General features: G+C 71.0%; 22 protein-coding genes and 1 pseudogene. 20 read left to right on the forward strand and 3 right to left on the reverse strand.

What is annotated here, in order from left to right:
• Positions 1-85: 85 nt before the first annotated feature.
• The gene (locus tag ACZ6B1_RS26625) at positions 86-1,558 is read right to left on the reverse strand and encodes a cytosine permease (RefSeq protein WP_468782347.1); all 1,473 of its coding nucleotides are present in this window, start codon (positions 1,556-1,558) and stop codon (positions 86-88) included.
• Positions 1,559-1,727: 169 nt separating this feature from the next.
• Here ACZ6B1_RS26625 and ftsY point away from each other — a divergent pair, with 169 nt between their 5' ends.
• Positions 1,728-2,930 carry a signal recognition particle-docking protein FtsY gene (gene ftsY / locus ACZ6B1_RS26630; RefSeq protein ID WP_468782349.1) on the forward strand — a complete coding sequence of 401 codons (1,203 nt, stop codon included), beginning with the start codon at positions 1,728-1,730 and terminating at the stop codon, positions 2,928-2,930.
• Positions 2,931-3,087: 157 nt separating this feature from the next.
• Here ftsY and ACZ6B1_RS26635 read toward each other — a convergent pair whose 3' ends face one another.
• Positions 3,088-3,750 carry a bifunctional DNA primase/polymerase gene (locus tag ACZ6B1_RS26635; RefSeq protein ID WP_468782351.1) on the reverse strand — a complete coding sequence of 221 codons (663 nt, stop codon included), beginning with the start codon at positions 3,748-3,750 and terminating at the stop codon, positions 3,088-3,090.
• Positions 3,751-4,206: 456 nt separating this feature from the next.
• On the opposite strand from ACZ6B1_RS26635, the gene nsdA reads away from it, so the two are divergent.
• The 6 genes from nsdA to ftsH all read left to right on the forward strand — a co-directional run bounded on the left by nsdA (position 4,207) and on the right by ftsH (position 13,868).
• Positions 4,207-5,685, forward strand: a complete 1,479-nt coding sequence (gene nsdA / locus ACZ6B1_RS26640; RefSeq protein WP_468782584.1) for a transcriptional repressor NsdA — start codon at positions 4,207-4,209, stop codon at positions 5,683-5,685.
• A gap of 331 nt (positions 5,686-6,016) precedes the next feature.
• Complete coding sequence (locus tag ACZ6B1_RS26645) at positions 6,017-7,366, forward strand: ammonium transporter (protein WP_468782353.1); 1,350 nt, start codon at positions 6,017-6,019, stop codon at positions 7,364-7,366.
• Complete coding sequence (locus ACZ6B1_RS26650; RefSeq protein WP_100828472.1) at positions 7,363-7,701, forward strand: P-II family nitrogen regulator; 339 nt, start codon at positions 7,363-7,365, stop codon at positions 7,699-7,701. The genes ACZ6B1_RS26645 and ACZ6B1_RS26650 overlap by 4 nt, the downstream gene beginning before the upstream one ends.
• Positions 7,702-7,727: 26 nt before the next feature.
• Positions 7,728-10,178 (forward strand): [protein-PII] uridylyltransferase, encoded by a 2,451-nt coding sequence (locus ACZ6B1_RS26655; RefSeq protein WP_468782355.1) that lies wholly within the window; start codon positions 7,728-7,730, stop codon positions 10,176-10,178.
• Positions 10,179-10,292: 114 nt separating this feature from the next.
• Positions 10,293-11,840 (forward strand): signal recognition particle protein, encoded by a 1,548-nt coding sequence (ffh, locus tag ACZ6B1_RS26660; protein WP_468782357.1) that lies wholly within the window; start codon positions 10,293-10,295, stop codon positions 11,838-11,840.
• Positions 11,841-11,930: 90 nt separating this feature from the next.
• On the forward strand, positions 11,931-13,868 hold the full coding sequence (gene ftsH / locus ACZ6B1_RS26665; RefSeq protein ID WP_468782359.1) for an ATP-dependent zinc metalloprotease FtsH: 1,938 nt from the start codon (positions 11,931-11,933) through the stop codon (positions 13,866-13,868).
• 33 nt (positions 13,869-13,901) lie between these two features.
• On the opposite strand, the gene ACZ6B1_RS26670 is transcribed toward ftsH, so the two are convergent.
• Positions 13,902-14,768 carry a class I SAM-dependent methyltransferase gene (locus ACZ6B1_RS26670; RefSeq protein WP_468782361.1) on the reverse strand — a complete coding sequence of 289 codons (867 nt, stop codon included), beginning with the start codon at positions 14,766-14,768 and terminating at the stop codon, positions 13,902-13,904.
• A gap of 525 nt (positions 14,769-15,293) precedes the next feature.
• On the opposite strand from ACZ6B1_RS26670, the gene ACZ6B1_RS26675 reads away from it, so the two are divergent.
• The 13 genes and pseudogenes from ACZ6B1_RS26675 to ACZ6B1_RS26735 all read left to right on the forward strand — a co-directional run bounded on the left by ACZ6B1_RS26675 (position 15,294) and on the right by ACZ6B1_RS26735 (position 23,815).
• Positions 15,294-15,890 carry a hypothetical protein gene (locus tag ACZ6B1_RS26675; protein ID WP_468782363.1) on the forward strand — a complete coding sequence of 199 codons (597 nt, stop codon included), beginning with the start codon at positions 15,294-15,296 and terminating at the stop codon, positions 15,888-15,890.
• A gap of 325 nt (positions 15,891-16,215) precedes the next feature.
• Complete coding sequence (rpsP, locus tag ACZ6B1_RS26680) at positions 16,216-16,635, forward strand: 30S ribosomal protein S16 (protein WP_468782365.1); 420 nt, start codon at positions 16,216-16,218, stop codon at positions 16,633-16,635.
• A 5-nt stretch (positions 16,636-16,640) separates the two neighbouring features.
• Positions 16,641-16,880, forward strand: a complete 240-nt coding sequence (locus tag ACZ6B1_RS26685) for an RNA-binding protein (RefSeq protein ID WP_005479813.1) — start codon at positions 16,641-16,643, stop codon at positions 16,878-16,880.
• Positions 16,881-16,963: 83 nt separating this feature from the next.
• A complete protein-coding gene (rimM, locus tag ACZ6B1_RS26690; RefSeq protein ID WP_468782368.1) occupies positions 16,964-17,509 on the forward strand; it encodes a ribosome maturation factor RimM in 546 nt (181 codons plus the stop codon).
• Complete coding sequence (gene trmD / locus ACZ6B1_RS26695) at positions 17,506-18,339, forward strand: tRNA (guanosine(37)-N1)-methyltransferase TrmD (RefSeq protein ID WP_468782370.1); 834 nt, start codon at positions 17,506-17,508, stop codon at positions 18,337-18,339. Before rimM ends, trmD begins: the two co-directional genes overlap by 4 nt.
• 135 nt (positions 18,340-18,474) lie before the next feature.
• Complete coding sequence (gene rplS, locus ACZ6B1_RS26700) at positions 18,475-18,825, forward strand: 50S ribosomal protein L19 (RefSeq protein WP_199212174.1); 351 nt, start codon at positions 18,475-18,477, stop codon at positions 18,823-18,825.
• Positions 18,826-18,870: 45 nt separating this feature from the next.
• Positions 18,871-19,575 carry a signal peptidase I gene (gene lepB / locus ACZ6B1_RS26705; protein WP_468782372.1) on the forward strand — a complete coding sequence of 235 codons (705 nt, stop codon included), beginning with the start codon at positions 18,871-18,873 and terminating at the stop codon, positions 19,573-19,575.
• Positions 19,568-20,662 (forward strand): annotated as a pseudogene (gene lepB / locus ACZ6B1_RS26710) (signal peptidase I); the annotation flags it as partial. The gene lepB (ACZ6B1_RS26705) and the pseudogene lepB (ACZ6B1_RS26710), both read left to right, overlap by 8 nt.
• Complete coding sequence (gene lepB, locus ACZ6B1_RS26715) at positions 20,553-21,566, forward strand: signal peptidase I (protein ID WP_468782374.1); 1,014 nt, start codon at positions 20,553-20,555, stop codon at positions 21,564-21,566. The pseudogene lepB (ACZ6B1_RS26710) and the gene lepB (ACZ6B1_RS26715), both read left to right, overlap by 110 nt.
• A 111-nt stretch (positions 21,567-21,677) precedes the next feature.
• Complete coding sequence (lepB, locus tag ACZ6B1_RS26720; protein ID WP_468782376.1) at positions 21,678-22,454, forward strand: signal peptidase I; 777 nt, start codon at positions 21,678-21,680, stop codon at positions 22,452-22,454.
• Positions 22,444-22,968 carry an NUDIX hydrolase gene (locus ACZ6B1_RS26725; RefSeq protein WP_468782378.1) on the forward strand — a complete coding sequence of 175 codons (525 nt, stop codon included), beginning with the start codon at positions 22,444-22,446 and terminating at the stop codon, positions 22,966-22,968. Before lepB (ACZ6B1_RS26720) ends, ACZ6B1_RS26725 begins: the two co-directional genes overlap by 11 nt.
• A 56-nt stretch (positions 22,969-23,024) precedes the next feature.
• Positions 23,025-23,333 (forward strand): DUF2469 domain-containing protein, encoded by a 309-nt coding sequence (locus ACZ6B1_RS26730; RefSeq protein ID WP_003965949.1) that lies wholly within the window; start codon positions 23,025-23,027, stop codon positions 23,331-23,333.
• Positions 23,334-23,419: 86 nt separating this feature from the next.
• Positions 23,420-23,815, forward strand: a complete 396-nt coding sequence (locus ACZ6B1_RS26735; protein ID WP_468782379.1) for a YraN family protein — start codon at positions 23,420-23,422, stop codon at positions 23,813-23,815.
• The last annotated feature ends 1 nt before the right edge of the window (position 23,816 follow it).

Below are 23,816 nucleotides of genomic sequence, written 5' to 3' on the forward strand. Positions count from 1 at the left end.
CCTGTCACCGGATGGGTGTGCAGGGGGACGCTGGCTGACGGAGTGTCAGATCGCCATTGACGCGGCGCGGCGCTGCGAGGGCCGGTCAGACCCCGGTGGTCGCGGGCTCCACGGCGGGCTCCAGCGATCCGGCGGCGGTCTCGCCGGCCCCCGCCGGGCGCACCACCGCCGGCTTCGGCAGGGCCATGTACAGCAGCCCGGAGATGACGACCGTGGCGACCCAGCCCAGGCCGTACTCGCCGATGACGTTGTTCTTCGCCAGCGGGCCGGTGAACCAGTCCGAGGTGGTGAACAGCAGGCCCGCGACGAGACCGACCGCCCAGGCCGCCACCGCGGCGGGCGAGAAGCCGCCCCGGTACCAGTAGGCGCTGGTGCGCGTGGTGTCGGCCATGGCCCGGCCGTCGTACTCCGTGCGGCGCAGCATGTCCGCGCCGAACACGCCCACCCAGGCCGAGAAGGCGACCGCCAGCAGGGAGAGGAAGGCGATGAACGAGCCCATGAAGCTCGTCGCCACCAGCATCAGCACCCCGCCGAGGACGAGCGAGATCACGGCGTTCACCGAGACCGCCCAGTGCCGCGGCACCTTGAAGCCCAGGGTCTGCGCGGTGAAGCCCGCCGAGTACATCGACATGGAGTTGATCAGCAGCATGCCGATCAGCGCGATGAGCAGATACGGCACCGCGATCCACGTCGGCAGGATCTCGCCGAGGAAGGAGACCGGGTCCGCCGCCGAGGCCAGGTCGGGCGTCGAGACCGCCATGACCGCGCCCATCAGCACCATCGGCAGTACGACGATTCCGGCGCCGCCCACCGCCGTGCCCACGATCGCCTTCGACGACGCGGTGCGCGGCAGGTACCGGGTGAAGTCCGGCGCGGACGGGATCCAGCTGACCCCGCCCGCCGCGATCATCCCGATGCCGGTGATCACGGCGGCCGTGGAACCCGCGCCGTGGTGCATCACCTTCGACCAGTCCGTGTTCACGGCCAGGTAGCCCAGGACCAGCACGGAGAAGACGCCGAACACGTAGGTCGCGTACTTGTTGCACTTCTGCACGGCGTTGATGCCGAGACCGGAGATCGCGAACGTCGCGACGACGAAGGCCAGCAGCATCACCATGTCCAGCACGCTGTTCGCCCTGATGCCGAACACGATGTCCAGGATGGTGAGCATCGCGTACGCGCCGGTCACCGCGTTGATCGTCTCCCAGCCCCAGCGGGCGACCCAGATCAGCGAACCGGGCAGCAGATTGCCGCGCTGGCCGAACACCGCCCGCGACAGCGCCATGCCCGGGGCGCCGCCCCGCTTGCCGGCGATGCCGATCAGGCCGACCAGCCCGTACGCCACGACGGGCGCGGATGCCGCGACGACGAGGGCCTGCCAGATGTTGAGGCCGTACGCCACCACCAGGCTCGCGCCCATGGTGAGCAGCAGCACGCTGATGTTGGCGCCGACCCAGGTCGGGAAGAGCTCGCGGGTTCTCGCGGTCCGCTCGTGGTCGGGTACCTGCTCGATGCCACGGGTCTCGAGAGCGCCTTCGGCCTCGGCTGTTTTGCTCATGAAAGAGGGTGCCTCGGTGTGGGGGGACGGGACGACGGGGACTCTACGCGCGTGGACGGAGCCAATACCATCGTACTTTGATCCGACTCCTACCTTCCAGTGGCTTTTGTCTCTCGGAGGAAGCCACGAACCCGGCGGCGGCGTACCCATGGCCGATACTGGACGCGTTATGGAAACCATCATCCTTGCTGTAGTCATCGCCGTGGTCGTCCTCGGCGCGCTCGGCGGGCTCATCGTCGGCAGCCGGCGCCGCAAGCCACTGCCCCCGCCGCCGCCCAGGACGCCCGACATCACCGCGCCCCCGGCCGAGCCGCACGTCGGCGAAGAGGCCGAGACGCCGCGCGACGAACCGCGCCGGACGATCGAGGAGGTGGATCTTCCCGGCGGCCCCGCCCCGGTCGTCGTCGAGGAGCCGCCCACCGTCGAGGCTCCCGAGATCGAGATCCCGGAGCCCACCGCGGGACGGCTGGTCCGCCTGCGCACCCGTCTCTCCCGCTCGCAGAACGCCCTGGGCAAGGGCCTGCTCACGCTGCTGTCCCGCGAGCACCTCGACGAGGACACCTGGGAGGAGGTCGAGGACACGCTGCTCACCGCCGACGTCGGTGTGCAGCCCACCCAGGAGCTGGTCGAGCGGCTGCGCGAGCGGGTGAAGGTGCTCGGTACCCGCACCCCGCAGGAGCTGCGCGGCCTCCTGCGCGAGGAGCTGCTCAAGCTGGTCGGCACCGAGGTCGACCGCTCGGTCAGGACCGAGCCCGAGGACCGCAAGCCTGGCATCGTGATGGTCGTCGGGGTCAACGGCACCGGCAAGACCACCACCACCGGCAAGCTCGCCCGGGTGCTCGTGGCCGACGGCCGCACCGTCGTGCTGGGCGCCGCCGACACCTTCCGGGCCGCCGCCGCCGACCAGCTCCAGACCTGGGGCGAGCGCGTCGGCGCCTACACCGTGCGCGGCCCCGAGGCCGGTGACCCCGCCTCCGTCGCCTTCGACGCGGTCAAGGAGGGCAAGGAGATGGGGGTCGACGTGGTCCTCATCGACACCGCCGGCCGGCTGCACACCAAGACCGGCCTCATGGACGAGTTGGGCAAGGTCAAGCGCGTGGTCGAGAAGCACGCGCCGCTGGACGAGGTGCTGCTCGTCCTGGACGCCACCACCGGCCAGAACGGACTGGTGCAGGCCCGTGTGTTCGCCGAGGTCGTGGATATCACCGGCATCGTGCTGACCAAGCTCGACGGCACCGCAAAGGGCGGCATCGTGGTCGCGGTCCAGCGCGAGCTGGGCGTCCCGGTCAAACTGATCGGCCTCGGCGAGGGCGCGGACGACCTGGCGCCGTTCGAGCCCGAGGCGTTCGTGGATGCGCTCATCGGTGACTGACGACGGGGTGTGCTCACCCGCCGGATCGAAGAAGCGCCCGCCCCCAGGACAAGTGGGGCGGGCGCTTCGCCCTTTCCGGCACCCGTCACCGGGCGGTCGCGCGGACGAACGCTCGTGTGGAGGGCGCCCGTACGGAAGGCCCTCACGCGGAGGGCGCTCAGGCCCTTGCCCGCGACCGGTGGGCCACGTACGCCAGCGTGCCGAGCAGCAGCCGGGCGGCCGGCGGCCGGGTGGCCGAGTCCAGCGCGGGCGGGCGCAGCCAGCGCACCGGGCCGAGGCCGCCCCGGTCGGAGGGCGGCGCGGTGATGTACGTCCCCGGGCCGAGGCCGCGCAGGTCCAGCGCCGACGGGTCGTCCCAGCCCATGCGGTAGAGGAGCTGGGGGAGGTCGGCGGCGGCGCCGGGGGCGACGAGGAAGTGGGTGCGTCCGTCGGGGGTCACGGTGACCGGGCCGAGCGGGAGACCCATGCGCTCCAGCCGGACCAGGGCGCGGCGCCCGGCGGGTTCGGCCACCTCGATGACGTCGAACGCGCGGCCGACGGCGAGCATCACGGAGGCGCCCGGGAACTCGGCCCAGGCCCTGGCCACCTCGTCGAGCGTGGCGCCGGCCGGCACCGGCGGCGCGAAGCCGAGCGGATGCGCGCCCGGGGCCCGGCAGCCGGCGTGCCCGCAGGAGCAGACACCCGCCGCGGCCCGGGCGCCCGGCACCACGTCCCAGCCCCACAGCCCGGTGAACTCGGCGACGGCGGTGCACTCCGACGAACGGCCGCGCCGGCGTGTGCCGGAACGGATCTCGCGAATGCCGCCGATCGTGAAGCCCATGCCCCCTCCAACGGGTCCGGCGCGCCGGTGGTTACGACGCGGAACGAGACGGAAGCGGAACGTGACGCTACGGCCGCGGTTCCGCTCGCTCCGTGAGGCCGAGGCGGCGCGTCGAAGCTTCGTGGGTGGCGCGAGGAGGATCGTGCGCCCCCGCGTGCATCACCCCGCCGACGTCCTGTCGTCCTATGTCAAGTGAATCGCGTTGCGTAGACCGTGAGTTCATTCGAAGGGGTGGCGAATGGTGGCGTTTCCAGGTTCGCCATGGCTGGACGGGTGATCGTGGGATTACTGTGAGTGTGTGAGGCCTGGGGGCACATGCTCTCGCGGGTATGCCGGGGGCAAGTCGTCGGTTCGTTCGAAGGGTGAGAACCGACGGACGGGAGGCCCTATTTACCGGCATTCTGATAGGGCTTGGCGCACTCGGTGACAAGTGGTCTCAGGGATGGGGGCGTGCCAGTGGGCGGCAACGGCGGAAGCGGGACGAACGCTGACAAGCGCCCCAACGAGCTGCTCGGTTCGTGGTTCGTGCGCAGCGGCTGGTCCAAGGGTGAGCTGGCCCGCCAAGTGAACCGCAGGGCACGCCAGTTGGGTGCCAACCACATCTCCACGGACACCTCGCGGGTGCGTCGCTGGCTGGACGGCGAGAACCCGCGCGAGCCGATCCCGCGCATCCTCTCCGAGCTGTTCTCCGAGCGCTTCGGCTGTGTCGTCTCCATCGAGGACATCGGCCTGCGCGCCGCCCGCCAGTCACCCTCCGTGTCCGGCGTCGACCTGCCCTGGACGGGCCCGCAGGCGGTCGCCCTGCTCAGCGAGTTCTCGCGCAGCGACCTGATGCTGGCGCGGCGCGGCTTCCTCGGGACCTCGCTGGCCCTGGCCGCCGGGCCGTCCCTGGTCGAGCCGCTGCAGCGCTGGCTCGTGCCGGCCCCTTCCTCACAGGTCCCGCCGGAGCCCGAGACCGCTCTCGACTCCCGCAGGCCGGGCCGGCTGTCCAAGCCCGAGCTGGACCTGCTGGAGTCCACCACGCGGATGTTCCGCCAGTGGGACGCCCAGTGCGGCGGCGGCCTGCGCCGCAAGGCGGTCGTCGGCCAGCTGCACGAGGTCACCGACCTGCTCCAGGAACCCCAGCCCGAGGCCACCGGCCGCAAGCTCTTCAAGGTCGCCGCCGAACTCGCCGAGCTCGCGGGCTGGATGTCGTACGACGTGGGCCTCCAGCCCACCGCGCAGAAGTACTTCGTCCTCGCCCTGCACGCCGCGAAGGAGGCCGGCGACAAACCGCTCGGCTCCTACATCCTTTCCAACATGAGCCGCCAGATGATCCATCTCGGCCGGCCGGACGACGCCCTGGAGCTGATCCACCTCGCGCAGTACGGCAGCCGCGACTGCGCCAGTCCGCGCACTCAGGCCATGCTGTATGCGATGGAGGCCCGCGCCTACGCCAACATGGGCCAGCCCGGGAAGTGCAAGCGGGCGGTCCGTATGGCCGAGGACACCTTCGCCGATGCCGCCGAGTGGGACGAGCCGGACCCCGACTGGATCCGCTTCTTCTCCGAGGCCGAACTGTTCGCGGAGAACTCCCACTCCTACCGCGACCTCGCCTACGTGGCCGGCCGCAGCCCCACCTACGCCTCCCTGGCCCAGCCGCTGATGGAGCGGGCGGTGGAACTGTTCGCCGAGGATCACGAGCACCAGCGGTCGTATGCGCTGAACCTGATCGGCATGGCCACCGTGCACCTGCTGCGGCGCGAGCCCGAGCAGAGCACCCAGTACGCCTCCGACGCCATGCGGGTCGCCAAGAAGGTGCGGTCCGAGCGGGTGAACACCCGGATCCGCAAGACGGTCGACACCGCCGTACGCGACTTCGGCGACCTCAGCGCCGTCGTCGACCTCTCCGACCAGCTCGCCGTGGACCTGCCGGAGGCCGCGGAGGCCGGCTGACCCGCAGGACACCCGATGCGCCGGCCGCGGCCGGTCCTCCCGAACCGCCCGACTCGGCTCCCCCGCGCCAGGTCATCGGAGAGGCCCGCCGCGGCCGGTTTTTTTCGCACCGCGAAGGTTGCGCCACGATAACGATCCCGCAGCCGGACATCCGGCACTTCATCGATGCGTAACACGCAGGGCGCCTTCGTCACCCCGGCGAAACAACGAGGGGCTTCCACCGAAACCGCGCTGCGCCAGTCTCTTGGCGCATAACCGGCCCACCCCTCACCCGACCGGCCCGCTCAGGCACCGCCCGCACAGGGCCGTACCAACCGACGAGGAGACGCCGATGGCACCAGCCATCACGCTTGCCGCGGAGGCACCCAAGTTGTCCGCCGCGAACACAGGCTTCATGCTCATCTGTTCCGCCCTGGTGCTGATCATGACCCCGGGCCTGGCCTTCTTCTACGGAGGCATGGTCCGCGTCAAGAGCACCCTGAACATGCTGATGATGAGCTTCATCAGCATGGGCATCATCACCATCCTCTGGGTGCTCTACGGCTTCTCCCTCGCCTTCGGGACGGGATCCAGCCTGATCGGGTGGAACGCCGACTGGCTCGGCCTCAGCAACATCGGGCTGACGGAGCTCTGGGACGGCTACACGATCCCGGTCTACGTCTTCATGGTCTTCCAGCTGATGTTCGCCATCATCACGCCGGCCCTGATAAGCGGCGCCCTCGCCGACCGCGTCAAGTTCTCGGCCTGGTCGCTGTTCATCGCGCTCTGGGCCACGATCGTCTACGTCCCGGTCGCCCACTGGGTCTGGGGCGCCGACGGCTGGGCCTACAAGCTCGGCGTGATCGACTTCGCCGGTGGTACCGCGGTCCACATCAACGCCGGTGCCGCGGCCCTCGGCGTCATCCTGGTCATCGGCAAGCGGGTCGGCTTCAAGAGGGACCCCATGCGCCCGCACAGCCTGCCGCTGGTCATGCTCGGCGCCGGTCTGCTGTGGTTCGGCTGGTTCGGGTTCAACGCCGGCTCCTGGCTCGGCAACGACGACGGCGTCGGCGCGCTGATGTTCGTGAACACGCAGGTCGCCACCGCCGCCGCCATGCTCGCCTGGCTCGCCTACGAGAAGATCCGCCACGGCGCGTTCACCACGTTGGGCGCCGCCTCCGGCGCGGTCGCCGGCCTGGTCGCGATCACCCCGTCGGGCGGCGCGGTCTCCCCGCTCGGCGCGATCGCCGTCGGCGCCATCGCCGGTGTCGCCTGCGCCGCGGCCGTCGGACTGAAGTTCAAGTGGGGCTACGACGACTCCCTCGACGTCGTCGGCGTCCACATGGTCGGCGGCATCATCGGCTCGCTGCTCATCGGCTTCTTCGCCACCGGAAAGGGCCAGTCCGACGCCACCGGCGTCTTCTACGGCGACCACTCCTTCGACCAGCTCTGGAAGCAGTGCGCCGGTGTCTTCGCGGTCCTCGCCTACTCCCTGGTCGCCTCCGCGGTCCTGGCCTTCCTGATCGACAGGACGATCGGCATGCGGGTCTCCGAGGACGAGGAGATCTCCGGCATCGACCAGGCCGAGCACGCCGAGAGCGCCTACGACTTCAGCGGCACCGGCGGCGGTGTCATCGGCTCCACCGCCCCCGCCCCCGGCCCGGCCCAGGCCGCCAAGCCCTCCAAGAAGGTGGACGCATGAAGCTCATCACCGCCGTCGTCAAGCCGCACCGGCTGGATGAGATCAAGGAGGCCCTTCAGGCCTTCGGCGTCCACGGACTGACGGTCACCGAGGCCAGCGGTTACGGTCGTCAGCGGGGCCACACCGAGGTCTACCGCGGTGCCGAGTACACGGTCGACCTGGTTCCCAAGATCCGCATAGAGGTACTGGCCGAGGACGACGACGCCGAGCAGCTGGTCGAGGTCATCGTCAAGGCGGCCCGTACCGGCAAGATCGGTGACGGCAAGGTCTGGTCGCTGCCGGTGGAGACGGCCGTACGGGTCCGCACCGGCGAGCGCGGCCCGGACGCGCTCTGACACGACGCGAGGACAGGAGTCGCTGGGTGACGGGTACGGATGTGGGGAAAGAGACGGACGACTCGGGACCCGGCGGCTACGCGGCGGCCCGGCTGCGCCTCCTCACCGAGGAGGCGCGGTCCGGGCCGCCGCGCCGTTCCGCCCTCTCCGAGCTGACCGACGACTGGCTCTCCGGCCTCTTCACGGCCGCGGCCGGGGGACTCAGGGGCGTCTCGCTCGTCGCCGTCGGCGGCTACGGCCGCGGGGAACTGTCCCCGCGCAGCGACCTCGACCTCGTGCTGCTGCACGACGGCGGTGACCCCGGCGAGATCGCCGCCCTGGCCGACCGCCTCTGGTACCCGGTCTGGGACCTCGGCCTCGCGCTCGACCACTCGGTGCGCACCCCGGCCGAGGCCCGCCGAACGGCCGGCGAGGACCTGAAGGTCCAGCTGGGCCTGCTGGACGCCCGGCACCTCGCCGGCGACCTCGGCCTCACCGCCAAACTGCGCACCACCGTGCTGGCCGACTGGCGCAACCAGGCCCCCAAACGCCTCCCCGAGCTGCGGGAACTCTGCGCCGAGCGCGCCGAACGGCAGGGAGAGCTGCAGTACCTCCTGGAGCCCGACCTCAAGGAGGCCCGCGGCGGCCTCCGGGACGCCACCGCCCTGCGCGCCGTGGCCGCCTCCTGGCTGGCCGACGCCCCGCGTGAGGGCCTCGCGAACGCCCGCCGGCGCCTGCTCGACGTCCGGGACGCCCTGCACCTGGCCACCGGCCGCGCCACCGACCGGCTCGCACTCCAGGAACAGGACCAGGTCGCGGCCGGGTTGGGCCTGCTGGACGCCGACACCCTGCTGCGCCAGGTGTACGAGGCCGCGCGCGTCATCTCGTACGCCAGCGACGTCACCTGGCGCGAGGTGGGGCGCGTGCTGCGCTCGCGCGCCGTCCGCCCGCGCCTGCGCGCCATGCTGGGCGGCGGAAAACCGGTCACCGAGCGGTCGCCGCTCGCCGAGGGCGTGGTCGAACAGGACGGCGAGGTGGTGCTCGCCCGCACCGCACGCCCCGAACGCGACCCCGTGCTGCCACTGCGTGCCGCGGCCGCCGCGGCCCAGGCCGGCCTTCCGCTCTCCCTGCACGCCGTACGGCGCATGGCCGCCACCACACGCCCGCTGCCCACGCCCTGGCCCGCCGAGGCCCGCCAGCAACTGGTCACGCTGCTCGGCTCCGGCCGCCCGACCATCGACGTCTGGGAGGCACTGGAGGCGGAGGGTCTGATCAGCCGGCTCCTGCCCGACTGGGAACGGGTCCGCTGCCGGCCGCAGCGCAACGCCGTCCACGTCTGGACGGTGGACCGGCACCTGATCGAGACCGCCGTCCGCGCCTCCGAACTGACCCGCCGCGTCGGCCGCCCCGACCTGCTCCTCGTCTCCGCGCTGCTGCACGACATCGGCAAGGGCTGGCCCGGCGACCACTCCGTGGCCGGCGAGATCATCGCCAAGGACGTGGCCGCGCGGATCGGCTTCGACCGCGCCGACGTCACGGTGCTCTCCACGCTCGTCCGGCACCATCTGCTGCTGATCGAGACGGCCACCCGGCGCGACCTTGACGACCCCGCCACCGTCCGCTCGGTCGCCGAGGCCGTCGGCAGCCAGAGCACCCTGGAACTGCTGCACGCCCTCACCGAGGCCGACGCGCTCGCGACCGGCCCCGCCGCCTGGTCCACCTGGCGCGGCTCCCTCGTCGCCGACCTGGTGCGCCGCGTGGCCGCGGTCCTGGCCGGCGACGCGGTCGAGGAACCCGAGCCCGCGGCGCCCACCGCCGCGCAGGAACGCCTCGCCATCGAGGCCTTCCGCACCGGCAGCCCCGTCCTCGCCCTGCGCGCGCAGACCGAACCGGCAGCCGGGGAGGACGCCCCAGGCGAGCCCGAACCGCTCGGTGTCGAGCTGCTCATCGCGGTACCGGACCAGCCTGGCGTGCTGCCGGCGGTCGCCGGTGTCCTCGCCGTGCACCGGCTGACCGTCCGCACGGCCGAACTGCGCGCCCTGCGCCTGCCCCACGACGTCGAGGACGCGTCGGTCCTGCTGCTGAACTGGCGGGTCGCGGCCGAGTACGGCTTCCTGCCGCAGGCCACCCGGCTGCGCGCCGACCTCGTCCGGGCCCTCGACGGCTCCCTGGACATCGCCGGCCGCCTCGCCGAGCGGGACGCGGCCTATCCGCGCCGCCGCGGCTGGGTGGCCCCGCCGCCCCGGGTGACGGTGGCCCCGGCGGCCTCCCACCACGCCACGGTGATCGAGGTACGCGCCCAGGACGCCCCCGGGCTGCTGTTCCGGATCGGGATGGCGCTGGAGAAGGCGGCGATGCGGGTGCGCAGCATGCACGTCAGCACCCTGGGAGCCAACGCGGTCGACGCCTTCTACGTGACGACGGGCACCGGGGCGCCGCTGCCCCCGGAGGACGCGGCGTCGACGGCCAAGGTGCTGGAGGAGACGTTGCGCGGTTGACGCGGGTCCCGCTCCCCGTCCGCCGCGGGGGGCGGGCGGGGGATATCCGCTCTCCGGGCGGATATCCTGGAGGGCAGCCCAGAACGCCCCCGACTCCCGAGGACCGACGCCGCCGTGTTCGATACCCTCTCCGACCGCCTCAGCGCGACCTTCAAGAACCTCCGTGGGAAAGGCCGACTGAGCGAAGCGGACATCGACGCCACGGCGCGCGAGATCCGCATCGCACTTCTCGAAGCCGACGTGGCCCTGCCCGTCGTCCGGTCGTTCATCAAGAACGTCAAGGAACGCGCGCTCGGCGCCGAGGTCTCCAAGGCGCTGAACCCCGCCCAGCAGGTCCTCAAGATCGTCAACGACGAACTGGTGACCATCCTCGGCGGCGAGACCCGCCGGCTGCGGTTCGCCAAGCAGCCGCCCACCGTGATCATGCTCGCGGGTCTGCAGGGTGCCGGTAAGACCACCCTTGCGGGCAAGCTCGGCCGGTGGCTGAAGGAGCAGGGGCACTCGCCGCTGCTCGTCGCCGCCGACCTCCAGCGCCCGAACGCCGTGAACCAGCTCAGCGTCGTCGCCGAGCGCGCCGGCGTCGCCGTCTACGCGCCGGAGCCGGGCAACGGCGTCGGTGACCCGGTGAAGGTCGCCAGGGACTCCATCGAGCACGCGCGGACCAAGGTCCACGACATCGTGATCGTGGACACCGCGGGCCGGCTCGGCATCGACCAGGAGATGATGCAGCAGGCCGCGGACATCCGCGACGCCGTCTCCCCGGACGAGATCCTGTTCGTCGTCGACGCGATGATCGGTCAGGACGCCGTCAACACCGCCCAGGCCTTCAGCGACGGCGTCGGCTTCGACGGCGTGGTGCTCTCCAAGCTCGACGGTGACGCCCGCGGTGGCGCTGCCCTGTCGATCCGGCAGATCACCGGCAAGCCGATCATGTTCGCGTCGAACGGCGAGAAACTCGACGACTTCGACGCCTTCCACCCGGACCGGATGGCCTCCCGCATCCTCGACCTGGGTGACCTGCTCACCCTGATCGAGCAGGCGGAGAAGACCTTCAGCCAGGAAGAGGCCGCCAAGATGGCCTCGAAGCTGGCGTCCAAGAAGGGCCAGGACTTCACCCTGGACGACTTCCTGGCCCAGATGGAGCAGGTCAGGAAGATGGGCTCCATCTCCAAGCTGCTCGGCATGCTCCCGGGCATGGGCCAGATCAAGGACCAGATCAACAACCTGGACGAGCGGGACGTCGACCGCACCGCCGCGATCATCAAGTCGATGACCCCGGTCGAGCGCCAGGACCCGACGATCATCAACGGCTCCCGCCGTGCCCGTATCGCCAAGGGCTCCGGTGTCGACGTCAGCGCGGTGAAGAACCTCGTCGAGCGGTTCTTCGAGGCCCGCAAGATGATGTCCCGCATGGCGCAGGGCGGCGGCATGCCCGGCATGCCCGGCATCCCGGGCATGGGCGGTGGCCCCGGCCGGACCAAGAAGCAGCCGAAGAAGGCCAAGGGCAAGCAGCGCTCCGGCAACCCGATGAAGCGCAAGCAGCAGGAGCAGGAGGAGGCGGCCCGGCGCGCCGCGGCCGCCGAGGGCGGTGCCTTCGGTCTGCCGCAGCAGGGCGGCCAGGAGTTCGAGCTGCCGGACGAGTTCAAGAAGTTCATGGGCTGATTCCCGCCGGTACGTCCCTGAGGGCGCCCCCTGGACCAGGGGGCGCCCTCAGCGCATGCCGAGGCAGGCGCGGTGCCGTAACGTCCAGGTATGAGCAATGCGGCGCCACCCCGCAAGGCCCCTGACCAGCCGTGGCGCGCCGAGGGCACCCCGGACGAGACGCCCCGGCCGTCCGGCGGCGGACTGCGCGGCGGCAAGTGGTGGGGCCTGCTCGTCACCGCGGTGATCGTCTTTCTGCTGGCGTACGTCGGCCTGAACTACCTGGGCCAGGGAAACGAGCCGACGATCTCCTACACGGAGTTCAGTCAGGAGGTCGGCGCCGGCAACGTCGCCAAGATCTACTCCAAGGGCGACGCGATCCAGGGCCAGCTCAAGAGCCCCCGGGCCAACCCCGACGGCGGCGGCGACTACACCAAGTTCCGGACGCAGCGGCCCGCCTTCGCCGACGACAAGCTGTGGCAGAACCTGAGCAGCCACGGCGTCACGGTGACGGCGCGTCCGGTCGTCCAGGAGCGCGGGCTCCTGTCCAACCTGCTGATCTCCCTGATCCCGATCGTGCTGCTGGCCGCGGTGTGGATCTTCATCGCCCGGCGGGCCGGCACGGGGCTGGGTGGCGCGGGCGGCATGTTCGGGCGCAAGGCGCCGCCCAGACCGGTCGAGCTGCGGCCCGGCACCGGGCGCACCACCTTCGCCGACGTGGCCGGCATCGACGAGGTCAAGGGCGAGCTGGACGACGTCGTCGACTTCCTCAAGCACCCCGACACCTACCGCAGGATGGGCGCCAAACTGCCCCGCGGAGTCCTGCTGGCCGGATCCCCGGGCACCGGCAAGACCCTGCTCGCGCGCGCGGTCGCGGGCGAGGCCGGCGTGCCGTTCTTCTCGGCCTCGGCGTCCGAGTTCATCGAGATGATCGTCGGCGTGGGCGCGTCCCGGGTCCGTGAGCTGTTCGCCGAGGCCCGCAAGGTGGCGCCGTCGATCATCTTCATCGACGAGATCGACACCATCGGACGGGTGCGCGGCGGCGGCGCCTCGATGAGCGGCCACGACGAGCGCGAGCAGACCCTGAACCAGATCCTCACCGAGATGGACGGCTTCTCCGGCTCCGAGGGCGTGATCGTCATCGCGGCGACCAACCGCGCGGACATCCTCGACCCGGCGCTGACCCGGCCCGGCCGCTTCGACCGGGTGGTCAGCGTGGCCCCGCCGGACCGCGGCGGACGCGAGGCGATCCTGCGGATCCATACCCGGGAGATGCCGCTCGCCGCCGATGTGGACCTGGCCCAGCTTGCGCGGGTGACGCCCGGTATGACGGGGGCGGATCTGGCCAATCTCGCCAACGAGGCCGCGCTGCTCGCGGTCAAGGGAAAACAGGAGCAAGTGACGCGGGCGGACCTGTCCGAGGCACTGGAAAAGGTCCAGCTCGGCGCCGAGCGCACCCTGGTGATGCCCGAGGAGGACCGCCGCCGCACCGCGTACCACGAGAGCGGCCACGCCCTGCTGGGCATGCTGCAGACCGGCGCCGACCCGGTCCGCAAGATCACCATCGTGCCGCGCGGCCGGGCGCTCGGGGTGACCATGTCCACGCCCGAGGTGGAGCGGTACGCGCACTCGGAGGGCTATCTGCGCGGCCGTATCATCGGCGCGCTGGGCGGCATGGCCGCGGAGGAGGTCGTCTACGGAGTCGTCACCACCGGCGCCGAGAGCGACCTCGAGCAGGTCACCAACATCGCGCGCGGGATGGTGGCCCGCTGGGGCATGAGCGAGCGCGTCGGCCGGCTCTCCGCGCTCCCCAGCGACGCCCAGCAGGCGTACGGGCTGTCGGCCGCCCCGCAGACCCTCGACGTGATCGACTCCGAGATGCGCCGGATCGTCGACGGGTGCTACGAGGAGGCCTGCCAGAAGCTGCGCGACCACCGCGGCCGGCTGGACGCGCTGGCGAACGCGCTGCTGGAGAACGAGACGCTGGAGGAGGCGGACGCCTACCGGATCGCCGGCATCACCCGCCTGACCAAGGAGGCGGAGGCCTAGGACAGGCCCGGCGGTACCGGGCGGGGAGCACGTCTACGGCACACGGGCGACCAGATAGCGGAAGACGTTCGGCATCCACACCGTCCCGTCGGCGCGCCGGTACGGATGCAGCGCCTCCGTCAGCTCCTTGTCCACCTGCTTGCCGTCGGTTGCGGCGATCGCCGCGTCGAAGAGCCCGGTCGACAGCAGGCCGCGTACGGCGCTGTCGACATCGGCGTACCCGAACGGGCAGGCCACCCGCCCCGAGCCGTCCGGCTTCAGCCCGGCCCGCTGGGCGACCTCCTCCAGGTCGTCACGGCGGGCGGGCCGCCAGCTGCCCGGGCTGCGCAGCGGATCCGCGAGCTTCGTCGCCACCCGCAGCACGGAGGAGGTGGCGCAGCGCTCCGGCGGGCCCCAGCCGGCCAGCACCACGGCCGCCCCGCGCGCGGCCAGCGGCAGCGCGGCCGCCGGCAGGCCGCCCAGGCCCTCGGAGTCGCCCGCCAGACAGCCGATCGGCTCGAAGACGGTCATCAGGGTGTACGCGGGCGTCTCCGCGCCGGCCGCGTCGTCCGGTAAGTCCTCGACGAGCCTCGGGCCCGGACGCGTACGCGCGCGCGTGCCGCACGGGGGGTCCGGCGACAGGCGCTCGCGCGCGAGGGCGAGCAGTTCCCGGCAGGAGTCGACGCCGGTCACGGCGGCCCCTCTGGAGGACGCCATCAGCAGGGCGAGACCGGAACCGCAGTGCAGGCCGAGCAGCCGTGTCGCCGGGCCCACCTCGAGCCGTTCGTAGACGGCCTCGTAGAGCGGGACCAGCATCCGCTCCTGGATCTCGGACCAGTCACGCGCGCGTGCGCACGGGTTCGCACCGGGTGGTACGGAACCCGGGTGGGACAAGTGCTCCCGCACGAGCGTAGGTGTCATAGGTAAGCGCCCCAATCCGCCGACAGTTCGTCGCAGTGCCCGATTGCGAGGCCCCCGTGCCGATCGCTCGCACCCTCCACCTATGTCAGGTAACTCCCGGCTCGCGATGCCGTCCAGGGGTCGTGGGGCCCTGCTTGGGGACTGAGCGCACAAGTGGCGAGATTTCACATCCACGCAACCCGGGCGACCTTATGGTGTCGGCTCCCGCGGGGGACGGGCCGGTGACGAGGGGCGGGGACCCACCCGGTAACGTCACGATCGGCGCGGACGCCGACCGAGGTCACGGCCTCACGCGAGAGCGGCCGAAACGCGCCTTGCGCATCCACCGCCCACCGCCACAGCAGCGCTTACACGCCGCGTCGTACGTCGGACTACGCACCGGCTTGGTACGAGCTGTGAAGCTTCTCCGCAGATCAGCGCACCCGCCCTCGTCAGGACGCATCAGTGGCAACTGACGGGTACGTGCAAATTATTTGGGATGCCCCGGAATAGGAACACAGTGGCACCCACGCTCGTTGTCATTACGTGAGCACGACACAGACACCACCTGTTCTCGCCGCAGAGCTGGCACAGGCGTGGGCCGACATTCAGCGGTACCACCCCGAGCTGCCGGACCTTGCCGCGCCAGAGTCCCTGATCGGGGAGTCGTCGTCCGCGTGCGGTCACGAACTCTCCTTCGAGCGCCTGCTCCATGAGGCCGTCCACGGCGTCGCCGCCGCCCGGGGTGTCCGCGACACCTCCCGCGCCGGCCGCTACCACAACCGCCGCTTCCTCGCGATCGCCGAGGAACTGGGCCTGGACCACCCCGAGGAGCCGCACCCCAGCAGTGGCTTCTCGCTGGTCACGCTCAATCCCGAGGCGAAGCGGCGCTACCGTCCGACCATCGAGCGCCTCCAGCGAGCCCTGAAGGCCCACACGGCGGCCACCTCCGCCGACACCTCCCGCACCTTCCGCGGCCCGGCCGCCCGCCACGGCTCCTCCGGCGGCGGCGTCCGCGTCAAGGCGGTCTGCGACTGCGGCCGCAACGTCCGGGTGGTGCCCTCGGTCCTGGCCCAGGCCCCCATCGTGTGCGGCGGCTGCGGCAAGCCGTTCCGGATCCCGGAGGTCGTGGGAGTGGCGTAGCCGCGAGCCGCGAGTACCGGCATCTCGTGGGTGCCGGAAGCGGGCTCGTCCCCGTGTGGCTGCCGACGGCACCGCGCGGCGCCGAGCGACGCACCCGACGCGACCTCACCCCCGCGCCGGGTGCCGCTGGCGCATGCCCAGGTTCAGCCCGTACCCCGTGGCGGAGAGCGACCCGGCGGGTATGGCACAATGGCTAGCTGTACTCGACAGTCGCATAGGACCCCTCTCTCCTCCGGCTGACGCGTCCATCGGGCATTCGGGTACCGCAACCCCACGCGGCAGCTCGCCGTGCCCAACCACGTCAAAACCAGGAGAATCCACTCCCGTGGCAGTCAAGATCAAGCTGAAGCGTCTGGGCAAGATCCGTTCGCCTCACTACCGCATCGTCGTCGCCGACTCCCGTACCCGCCGTGACGGCCGGGCCATCGAGGAGATCGGCAAGTACCACCCGACCTACAACCCGTCGGTCATCGAGGTGGACGCCGAGCGTGTGGCGTACTGGCTGGGTGTCGGCGCGCAGCCGACCGAGCCCGTTCTCGCCATCCTGAAGAAGACCGGCGACTGGCAGAAGTTCAAGGGCGAGCCGGCTCCCGCGCCGCTGCTCGTCGCCGAGCCGAAGTCCACGCGCCCGTCGTTCGAGGCTCTCGGCGGTGACGACGAGGGCAAGGGTGAGGCGATCACCCAGAAGAAGAAGGCTGAGAAGAAGGACGAGGCCGCTGCCGAGTCCGGCTCGACCGAGGCCTGAGCAGCATGCTCGAAGAGGCGCTTGAGCACCTCGTGAAGGGCATCGTCGACAACCCTGACGATGTGCAGGTCGCCTCGCGTGACCTGCGCCGTGGGCGCGTGCTGGAGGTCAGGGTCCACCCCGACGACCTCGGCAAGGTGATCGGCCGCAACGGCCGTACCGCGCGTGCTCTGCGCACCGTCGTGGGCGCCATCGGCGGCCGCGGTGTCCGCGTCGACCTCGTCGACGTGGACCACGTCCGCTGACGCTTATCGCAGCACCGGCTCGGGCCGGGGAGGGCCACTGGGCCGTCCCCGGCCCGTAGTCGTATGACAGGAGAACAAGCACAGTGCAGCTGGTAGTCGCACGGATCGGCCGCGCCCACGGCATCAAGGGCGAGGTCACCGTCGAGGTACGTACCGACGAGCCGGAGCTGCGGCTCGGCCCGGGAGCCGTTCTGGCCACCGACCCGGCCTCCGCCGGACCGCTCACCATCGCCACCGGCCGGGTGCACAGCGGCCGCCTCCTGCTGCGCTTCGAGGGCGTCGGAGACCGCAGCGCCGCCGAGGCCCTGCGCAACACCCTGCTGATCGCCGAGATCGATCCCGAGGAACTGCCCGAGGGTGAGGACGAGTACTACGACCATCAGCTCATGGACCTCGACGTGGTCACCGAGGACGGCACGGAGGTCGGCCGGATCACCGAGATCTCCCACCTGCCCTCCCAGGACCTGTTCATCGTCGAGCGCCCGGACGGCAGCGAGGTGATGATCCCCTTCGTGGAGGAGATCGTGACCGAGATCGACCTCGAGGAGCAGAAGGCCGTCATCGCGCCCCCGCCGGGCCTGATCGACGACCGCGCCGAGATCGCCTCGTCCCGGGAAGAGGACGCATGAGGCTCGACGTCGTCACGATCTTCCCCGAGTACCTCGAGCCGCTGAACGTCTCCCTCGTCGGCAAGGCACGCGCGCGTGGGCAGCTCAACGTCCAGGTGCACGACCTGCGCGCGTGGACGTACGACCGGCACAACACGGTCGACGACACGCCCTACGGCGGCGGCCCCGGCATGGTCATGAAGACCGGGCCATGGGGCGACGCGCTCGACACGGTGCTCGCCGACGGCTACGAGACCGGCGCCCGGGCCCCCGCGCTGATCGTGCCCACCCCCAGCGGCCGTCCCTTCACCCAGGAACTGGCGGTCGAGCTCTCCGAGCGTCCCTGGCTGATCTTCACACCGGCCCGCTACGAAGGCATCGACCGGCGTGTCATGGACGAGTACGCGACCCGGATGCCCGTCTACGAGGTCTCCATCGGCGACTACGTCCTCGCCGGCGGCGAGGCGGCCGTCCTGGTCGTCACCGAGGCCGTGGCCCGGCTGCTGCCCGGCGTCCTCGGCAACGCCGAGTCCCACCGGGACGACTCCTTCGCGCCCGGCGCGATGGCCGGTCTCCTCGAAGGCCCCGTCTACACCAAGCCGCCCGTCTGGCGCGGCCGGGACATCCCCGAGACGCTGCTCAGCGGCCACCACGGCCGGATCGCCCGCTGGCGGCGGGACGAGGCCCTGCGGCGCACCACCGCTCACCGGCCCGACCTGATCGAGCGCTGCGACCCCAAGGCCTTCGACAAGAAGGACCGGGAGACGCTCTCCATCCTGGGCTGGGAACCGGACCCGGAAGGGGAGCCGTACGGCCGGTTTTGGCGCCACGCCGACGGCGTGGAACAATAGGCCGCTGTTGTGCGTCCGTCCGGCGTGCGCCCCTGCCACAGGGGGACACGACGCCCGCACCGACCCGCACGGCAGTCCTCCTGGAAACCTAGTTCCCGTTGATGACCTGTGGCATCAGCGAAGAAAGCAGACGAAATGTCTCACCTGCTCGACACCGTCGACGCCGCGTCGCTGCGCAGCGACGTCCCCGCCTTCCGCCCGGGTGACACCGTCAACGTCCACGTCCGCGTCATCGAGGGCAACCGCTCCCGTGTGCAGCAGTTCAAGGGCGTTGTGATCCGTCGCCAGGGCTCCGGTGTCCGCGAGACCTTCACGGTCCGCAAGGTCTCGTTCTCCGTCGGCGTCGAGCGCACCTTCCCGGTGCACACCCCGATCGTCGAGAAGATCGAGCTGGTCACCCGTGGTGACGTGCGCCGCGCCAAGCTGTACTACCTCCGTGAGCTGCGCGGCAAGGCCGCGAAGATCAAGGAGAAGCGCGAGAACTGAGCGCTTTTCCTTCGGTCACATCGGGGCGGATAGCATCTGGCTCCGATGGACACCGAAGCACAGCCGACGCAACGCGACCGCTCCTCCCGACCCGGTACCACGGGGACGGAGGGACGGTCGCGTTTCGCGTTGGTGCCGCGGACAGCCGCATGGCTGCCGGGCGGCCGGATCACCCTCACCCTCTTCGTCTGCCTGGCGTTTTTGCTCCTCCTCAACGCTTTCGTGGTGCAACCGTTCCAGATTCCGAGCGGATCCATGGAACAGGGATTGAGGATCGGTGACCGCGTCCTCGTAAATAAGTTGGCGTACCGTTTCGGTGCCCAGCCGCTCCGCGGTGACGTGGTTGTCTTCGACGGAACCGGGTATTTCGGGGACGCCGACTACGTCAAGCGCGTTGTGGGGGTAGGGGGAGACCACGTGGTCTGCTGCGACAAGGAGGAGAGGCTCGAGGTGAACGGCCGGCCGGTCGACGAGACGGCGTTCCTCCATCCCGGGGACAGCCCGTCCAGCGTCCCCTTCGACGTCGTCGTGCCCGCGGACCGCCTGTTCGTCCTCGGGGACCACCGCAGTCGCTCCAGCGACTCCCGTGACCATCTGGGCTCGCCCGGCGGCGGCATGATCCCGGTGGACGACGTCATCGGCCGGGCCGACTGGGTCGCCTGGCCGTACGGTCACTGGCGGCACCTGACGCGGCCGTCGGCCTACGCGCGCGTGCCCGCGGCGACCCCCGCGGAGGGCGCGCATGGGTAACCGTGGCAAGCCGCGCGGAGCGCCGGCGACCGCCGCCGAGAGCCTGCTGCCCACGGGGACCCGCCGCACCGGCTCCGGAACGGGCGGTGGCCGCACGCGCGCGGAGCGGCGCAAGCTCCAGCGCAAGGTGAAGCGCAAGCGCAGGCGGTCAGCCGTTCGGGAGATCCCCCTTCTGGTCGGTGTCGCGGTGCTCATAGCCCTGGTCCTGAAGACGTTCCTCGTGCAGGCGTTCGTGATCCCGTCCGGCTCCATGGAGCAGACGATCCGGATCGGCGACCGTGTCCTGGTCGACAAACTCACCCCGTGGTTCGGCTCCAAGCCGCAGCGCGGGGACGTCGTCGTCTTCCACGACCCGGGCGGCTGGCTCGCCGACGAGCAGACCACCCGGAAGAAGGACGACCCGGTGGTCGTCAAGCAGTTCAAGGAAGGCCTCACCTTCATCGGCCTGCTGCCCTCCGACAACGAGAAGGACCTGATCAAGCGGGTCATCGGAGTCGGCGGGGACCACGTCAAGTGCTGTGACGCGCAGGGCCGGGTCACCGTCAACGGAAGTCCGCTCAGCGAGACCGGCTACCTGAATCCGGGCAGCGCCCCGTCGGTCACCCCGTTCGACATCACCGTGCCGCAGGGACGGCTGTGGGTGATGGGCGACCACCGCGACAACTCCGCCGACTCCCGCGCGCACCAGAACACCCCGTACGGCGGCACGGTCTCCGAGGACTCGGTGGTGGGCCGCGCCATGGTGATCGGCTGGCCCATCGGCCACTGGACCAGCCTCGACGAACCTAAAACCTTCGCAAGCGTTGCCAACTCCGTGTCGGGGTCGACCGCGGCCCCTCCGCTGTCGCATAGGGTTGCCTCCGGCGATCCGAACGGAATGACCCGCCTCCCGACCCCTGCGGAACTCCCGCTCGTTATGGGAGTGGTGGGCCTGCACCGTGGATGGCGCAGGCGGCGGCAGAGAGTAAGGAGTTGGCGTGGGGGATGTGGCGGTTGGCGCACGGTCGGGACACGACGGCGAGGAGCACCGCGGGCACCCCGTGGAAGCGAACGCCCCCGCTCCGGACGGCGCCGTGACGTCCGGGAACTCCGGCTTCTCGGCGTCCGGGGACGGCGGGCCGGAGGAGCACCGGCAGCAGAACGACGGCGAGGGCGCGGACGGGACGGCGAACCGGCCGAAGGCGCCGCGCTCCTTCTGGAAGGAGCTGCCGATCCTGATCGGCATCGCGCTGGTCCTGGCGCTGCTGATCAAGACGTTTCTGGTGCAGGCGTTCTCGATCCCCTCGGACTCGATGCAGAACACCCTCCAGCAGGGTGACCGCGTCCTGGTCGACAAGCTCACCCCGTGGTTCGGCTCCGAGCCCGAGCGCGGCGAGGTCGTCGTCTTCCATGACCCGGACAACTGGCTGGCGGGCGAGCCCGCGCCCAATCCGAACCCGGTGCAGAAGGTCCTGAGCTGGATCGGCCTGATGCCGTCCGCGGAGGAGAAGGACCTGATCAAGCGGGTGATCGGGGTCGGCGGCGACACGGTCGAGTGCAACAAGAACGGCCCGCTGAGGGTCAACGGCAAGGCGCTGAACGAGCCGTACGTCTACCCCGGCAACACGCCCTGCAGCCTGGACGACCAGGGGGGCCAGTTCAAGGTGAAGGTCCCCACGGGCTACATCTGGGTGATGGGCGACCACCGCCAGAACTCCCGTGACTCCCGCTACAACCAGTCCGACAGCCACCAGGGCATGGTCCCCGTGGACAAGGTCGTCGGCCGCGCCATCGTGCGAGCCTGGCCGGTCAACCGCTGGGGCACCCTGCCGGTGCCGGCCACCTTCGACCAGACGGGCCTCGGCAAGCAGTCCTCCGCGGCGGCGTCCCTGACCGTGGCGCCGCAGGGCGTGGCGCTGGCGGCCGTGCTGCCGGTGGCGGTCTGGCGCCGCAGGCGCGCGGACCGGCCGCGGACCGGCGTCCGGGCCACGGTGGCCGCCGGAAGGCGCTGAGCCTTACGGCCGTGCGTGTGAGGCCCCTCTGTGAAGCTCCGGGAAAGCTGTTCCCAGGGTCCTGAAAGAGGGGCTGCCCCCGTTCGGTACCGGCAGGTAGGGTGCGGGTCCATGAGCGGCGAGAGCACGACGCGTACGGCCCCGCGCACCGCGGGCACAGGCACGGCACGGGCCGGCGGCGGCCGGTTCGGGGAGCGGCTGTCCGGGGTGGCCATGGCGCTGGGCCTGGTGCTTTTCCTCGGCGGCTTCGCCTGGGGAGCCGTGGTCTACCGGCCGTACACCGTGCCGACCAGCTCGATGACGCCGACCATCGACGCCGGTGACCGGGTGCTGGCCCAGCGTGTCGACGGCACCGAGGTGCGGCGCGGCGACGTGGTCGTCTTCCGCGACAAGAGCTGGGTCACCGACGCCAACGTGGTCAAGCGGGTCGTCGCGGTCGGCGGCGACACCGTCTCCTGCTGCACCGACGGCAAGCTCACCGTCAACGGCAAGAAGATCGACGAGCCCTACCTGCCCGCGGGCAGCCCGGCCGAGATCACCAACTTCCCCACCGTCACCGTCCCCAAGGGCCGGCTGTTCCTCCTCGGCGACGAACGCCAGGGCTCCCTGGACTCCACCGCCCACCTCACCGACGCCGCCCGGGGCACGGTGGCGCGTGGCGCCGTCTCCGCGCGTGTCGACTCCGTCGTCTGGCCCATGAACGGCATGCTCGAGCGCCCTGCCGGATTCGAGACGCTGGGCGCCCTCTCCCGGCCGGGCCCGCTCAGGACCATCGAGCTGGTGATCGTCGCCGGCGCCGTCCTGGTCCTCGGCGGCGGCGCGTACGGCTCCGTCGCCAAGCGGCTGGGCCGCAAGCGCAACCGCCCGGGGCCCGCCGGTGCCCGCTGAGACCGCGCGGCCGGGCGAGGACACCTACGAGGGCGGCCTGCGCCGGGTGGCCCGGGTGGTCCTGCTCGACCCCGAGGACCGCATCCTGCTGCTGCACGGCCATGAGCCGGACGACCCGGCCGACGACTGGTGGTTCACCCCCGGTGGCGGTCTGGAGGGCGACGAGACGCGCGAAGAGGCCGCGCTGAGGGAACTCGCCGAGGAGACCGGCATCACCGATGTCGCCCTCGGCCCCGTGCTGTGGCGCCGGCGCTGCTCCTTCCCGTTCGCGGGCCGGCGCTGGGACCAGGACGAGTGGTACTACCTGGCCCGCACGACCCAGACGGTCACCGCGGCCCTGGGCCTGACCGAGCTGGAGCGGCGCAGTGTCGCCGGAGCGCGCTGGTGGACGTGCCAGGAACTGACCCGGGCACATGAGACGGTGTATCCGACCAGACTCGCCGGGCTGCTGCGCACGCTGCTCGACGAAGGTCCCCCCGCCAGGCCCGTGACTCTGGACACGGAAATCGTCTGAGGGCTCGTCGGACTGGCGCACAATGGGGGGATCGCACGGCTGAAGGGGAACATGCCATGAGCGCCGAGGACCTCGAGAAGTACGAGACCGAGATGGAGCTGAAGCTCTACCGGGAGTATCGAGATGTCGTCGGTCTGTTCAAATACGTGATCGAGACCGAGCGGCGCTTCTACCTCACCAACGACTACGAGATGCAGGTGCACTCGGTCCAGGGCGAGGTGTTCTTCGAGGTGTCGATGGCGGACGCCTGGGTCTGGGACATGTACCGGCCGGCCAGGTTCGTGAAGCAGGTGCGCGTCCTCACGTTCAAGGACGTGAACATCGAGGAACTGAACAAGAGCGACCTCGAGCTTCCGGGCGGCTGACGGGCCTCGCATTCCGTCTTACGGGTGACGGGGTTCTCCACAACCGGCGAGTAGCCCACCAAGATCCACTTCTGTTCCCCTGCTGCGTGACCGTGGGTGCCGGAGGTGGTGCCGACATGAGCAGGGCATGCAGGGGACTCGGCAGGTACGGCGAGGAGCTGGCTGCGCGGCGGCTGACCGAGGCGGGGATGACCATCCTGCGGCGCAACTGGCGCTGCGGTCGTTCCGGCGAGATCGACATCGTGGCCCGGGATGGGGACACACTGGTCGTCTGCGAGGTGAAGACCCGCAGGGCCGGTGTCTTCCAGCACCCGATGGCCGCTCTCACGCCCGAGAAGGCCCGACGCCTGCACGGCCTGGCCGAACGATGGATCCAGGCCCATGGCGGGGCCCCGCCGGGCGGCGTCCGCATCGACCTGGTCGGCGTGCTGCTGCCCCGCCGGGGAGCCCCGGCCGTCGAACACGCGCGGGGGGTGGTCTGAG

It is taken from the genome of Streptomyces sp. NPDC041129 (assembly GCF_055592265.1).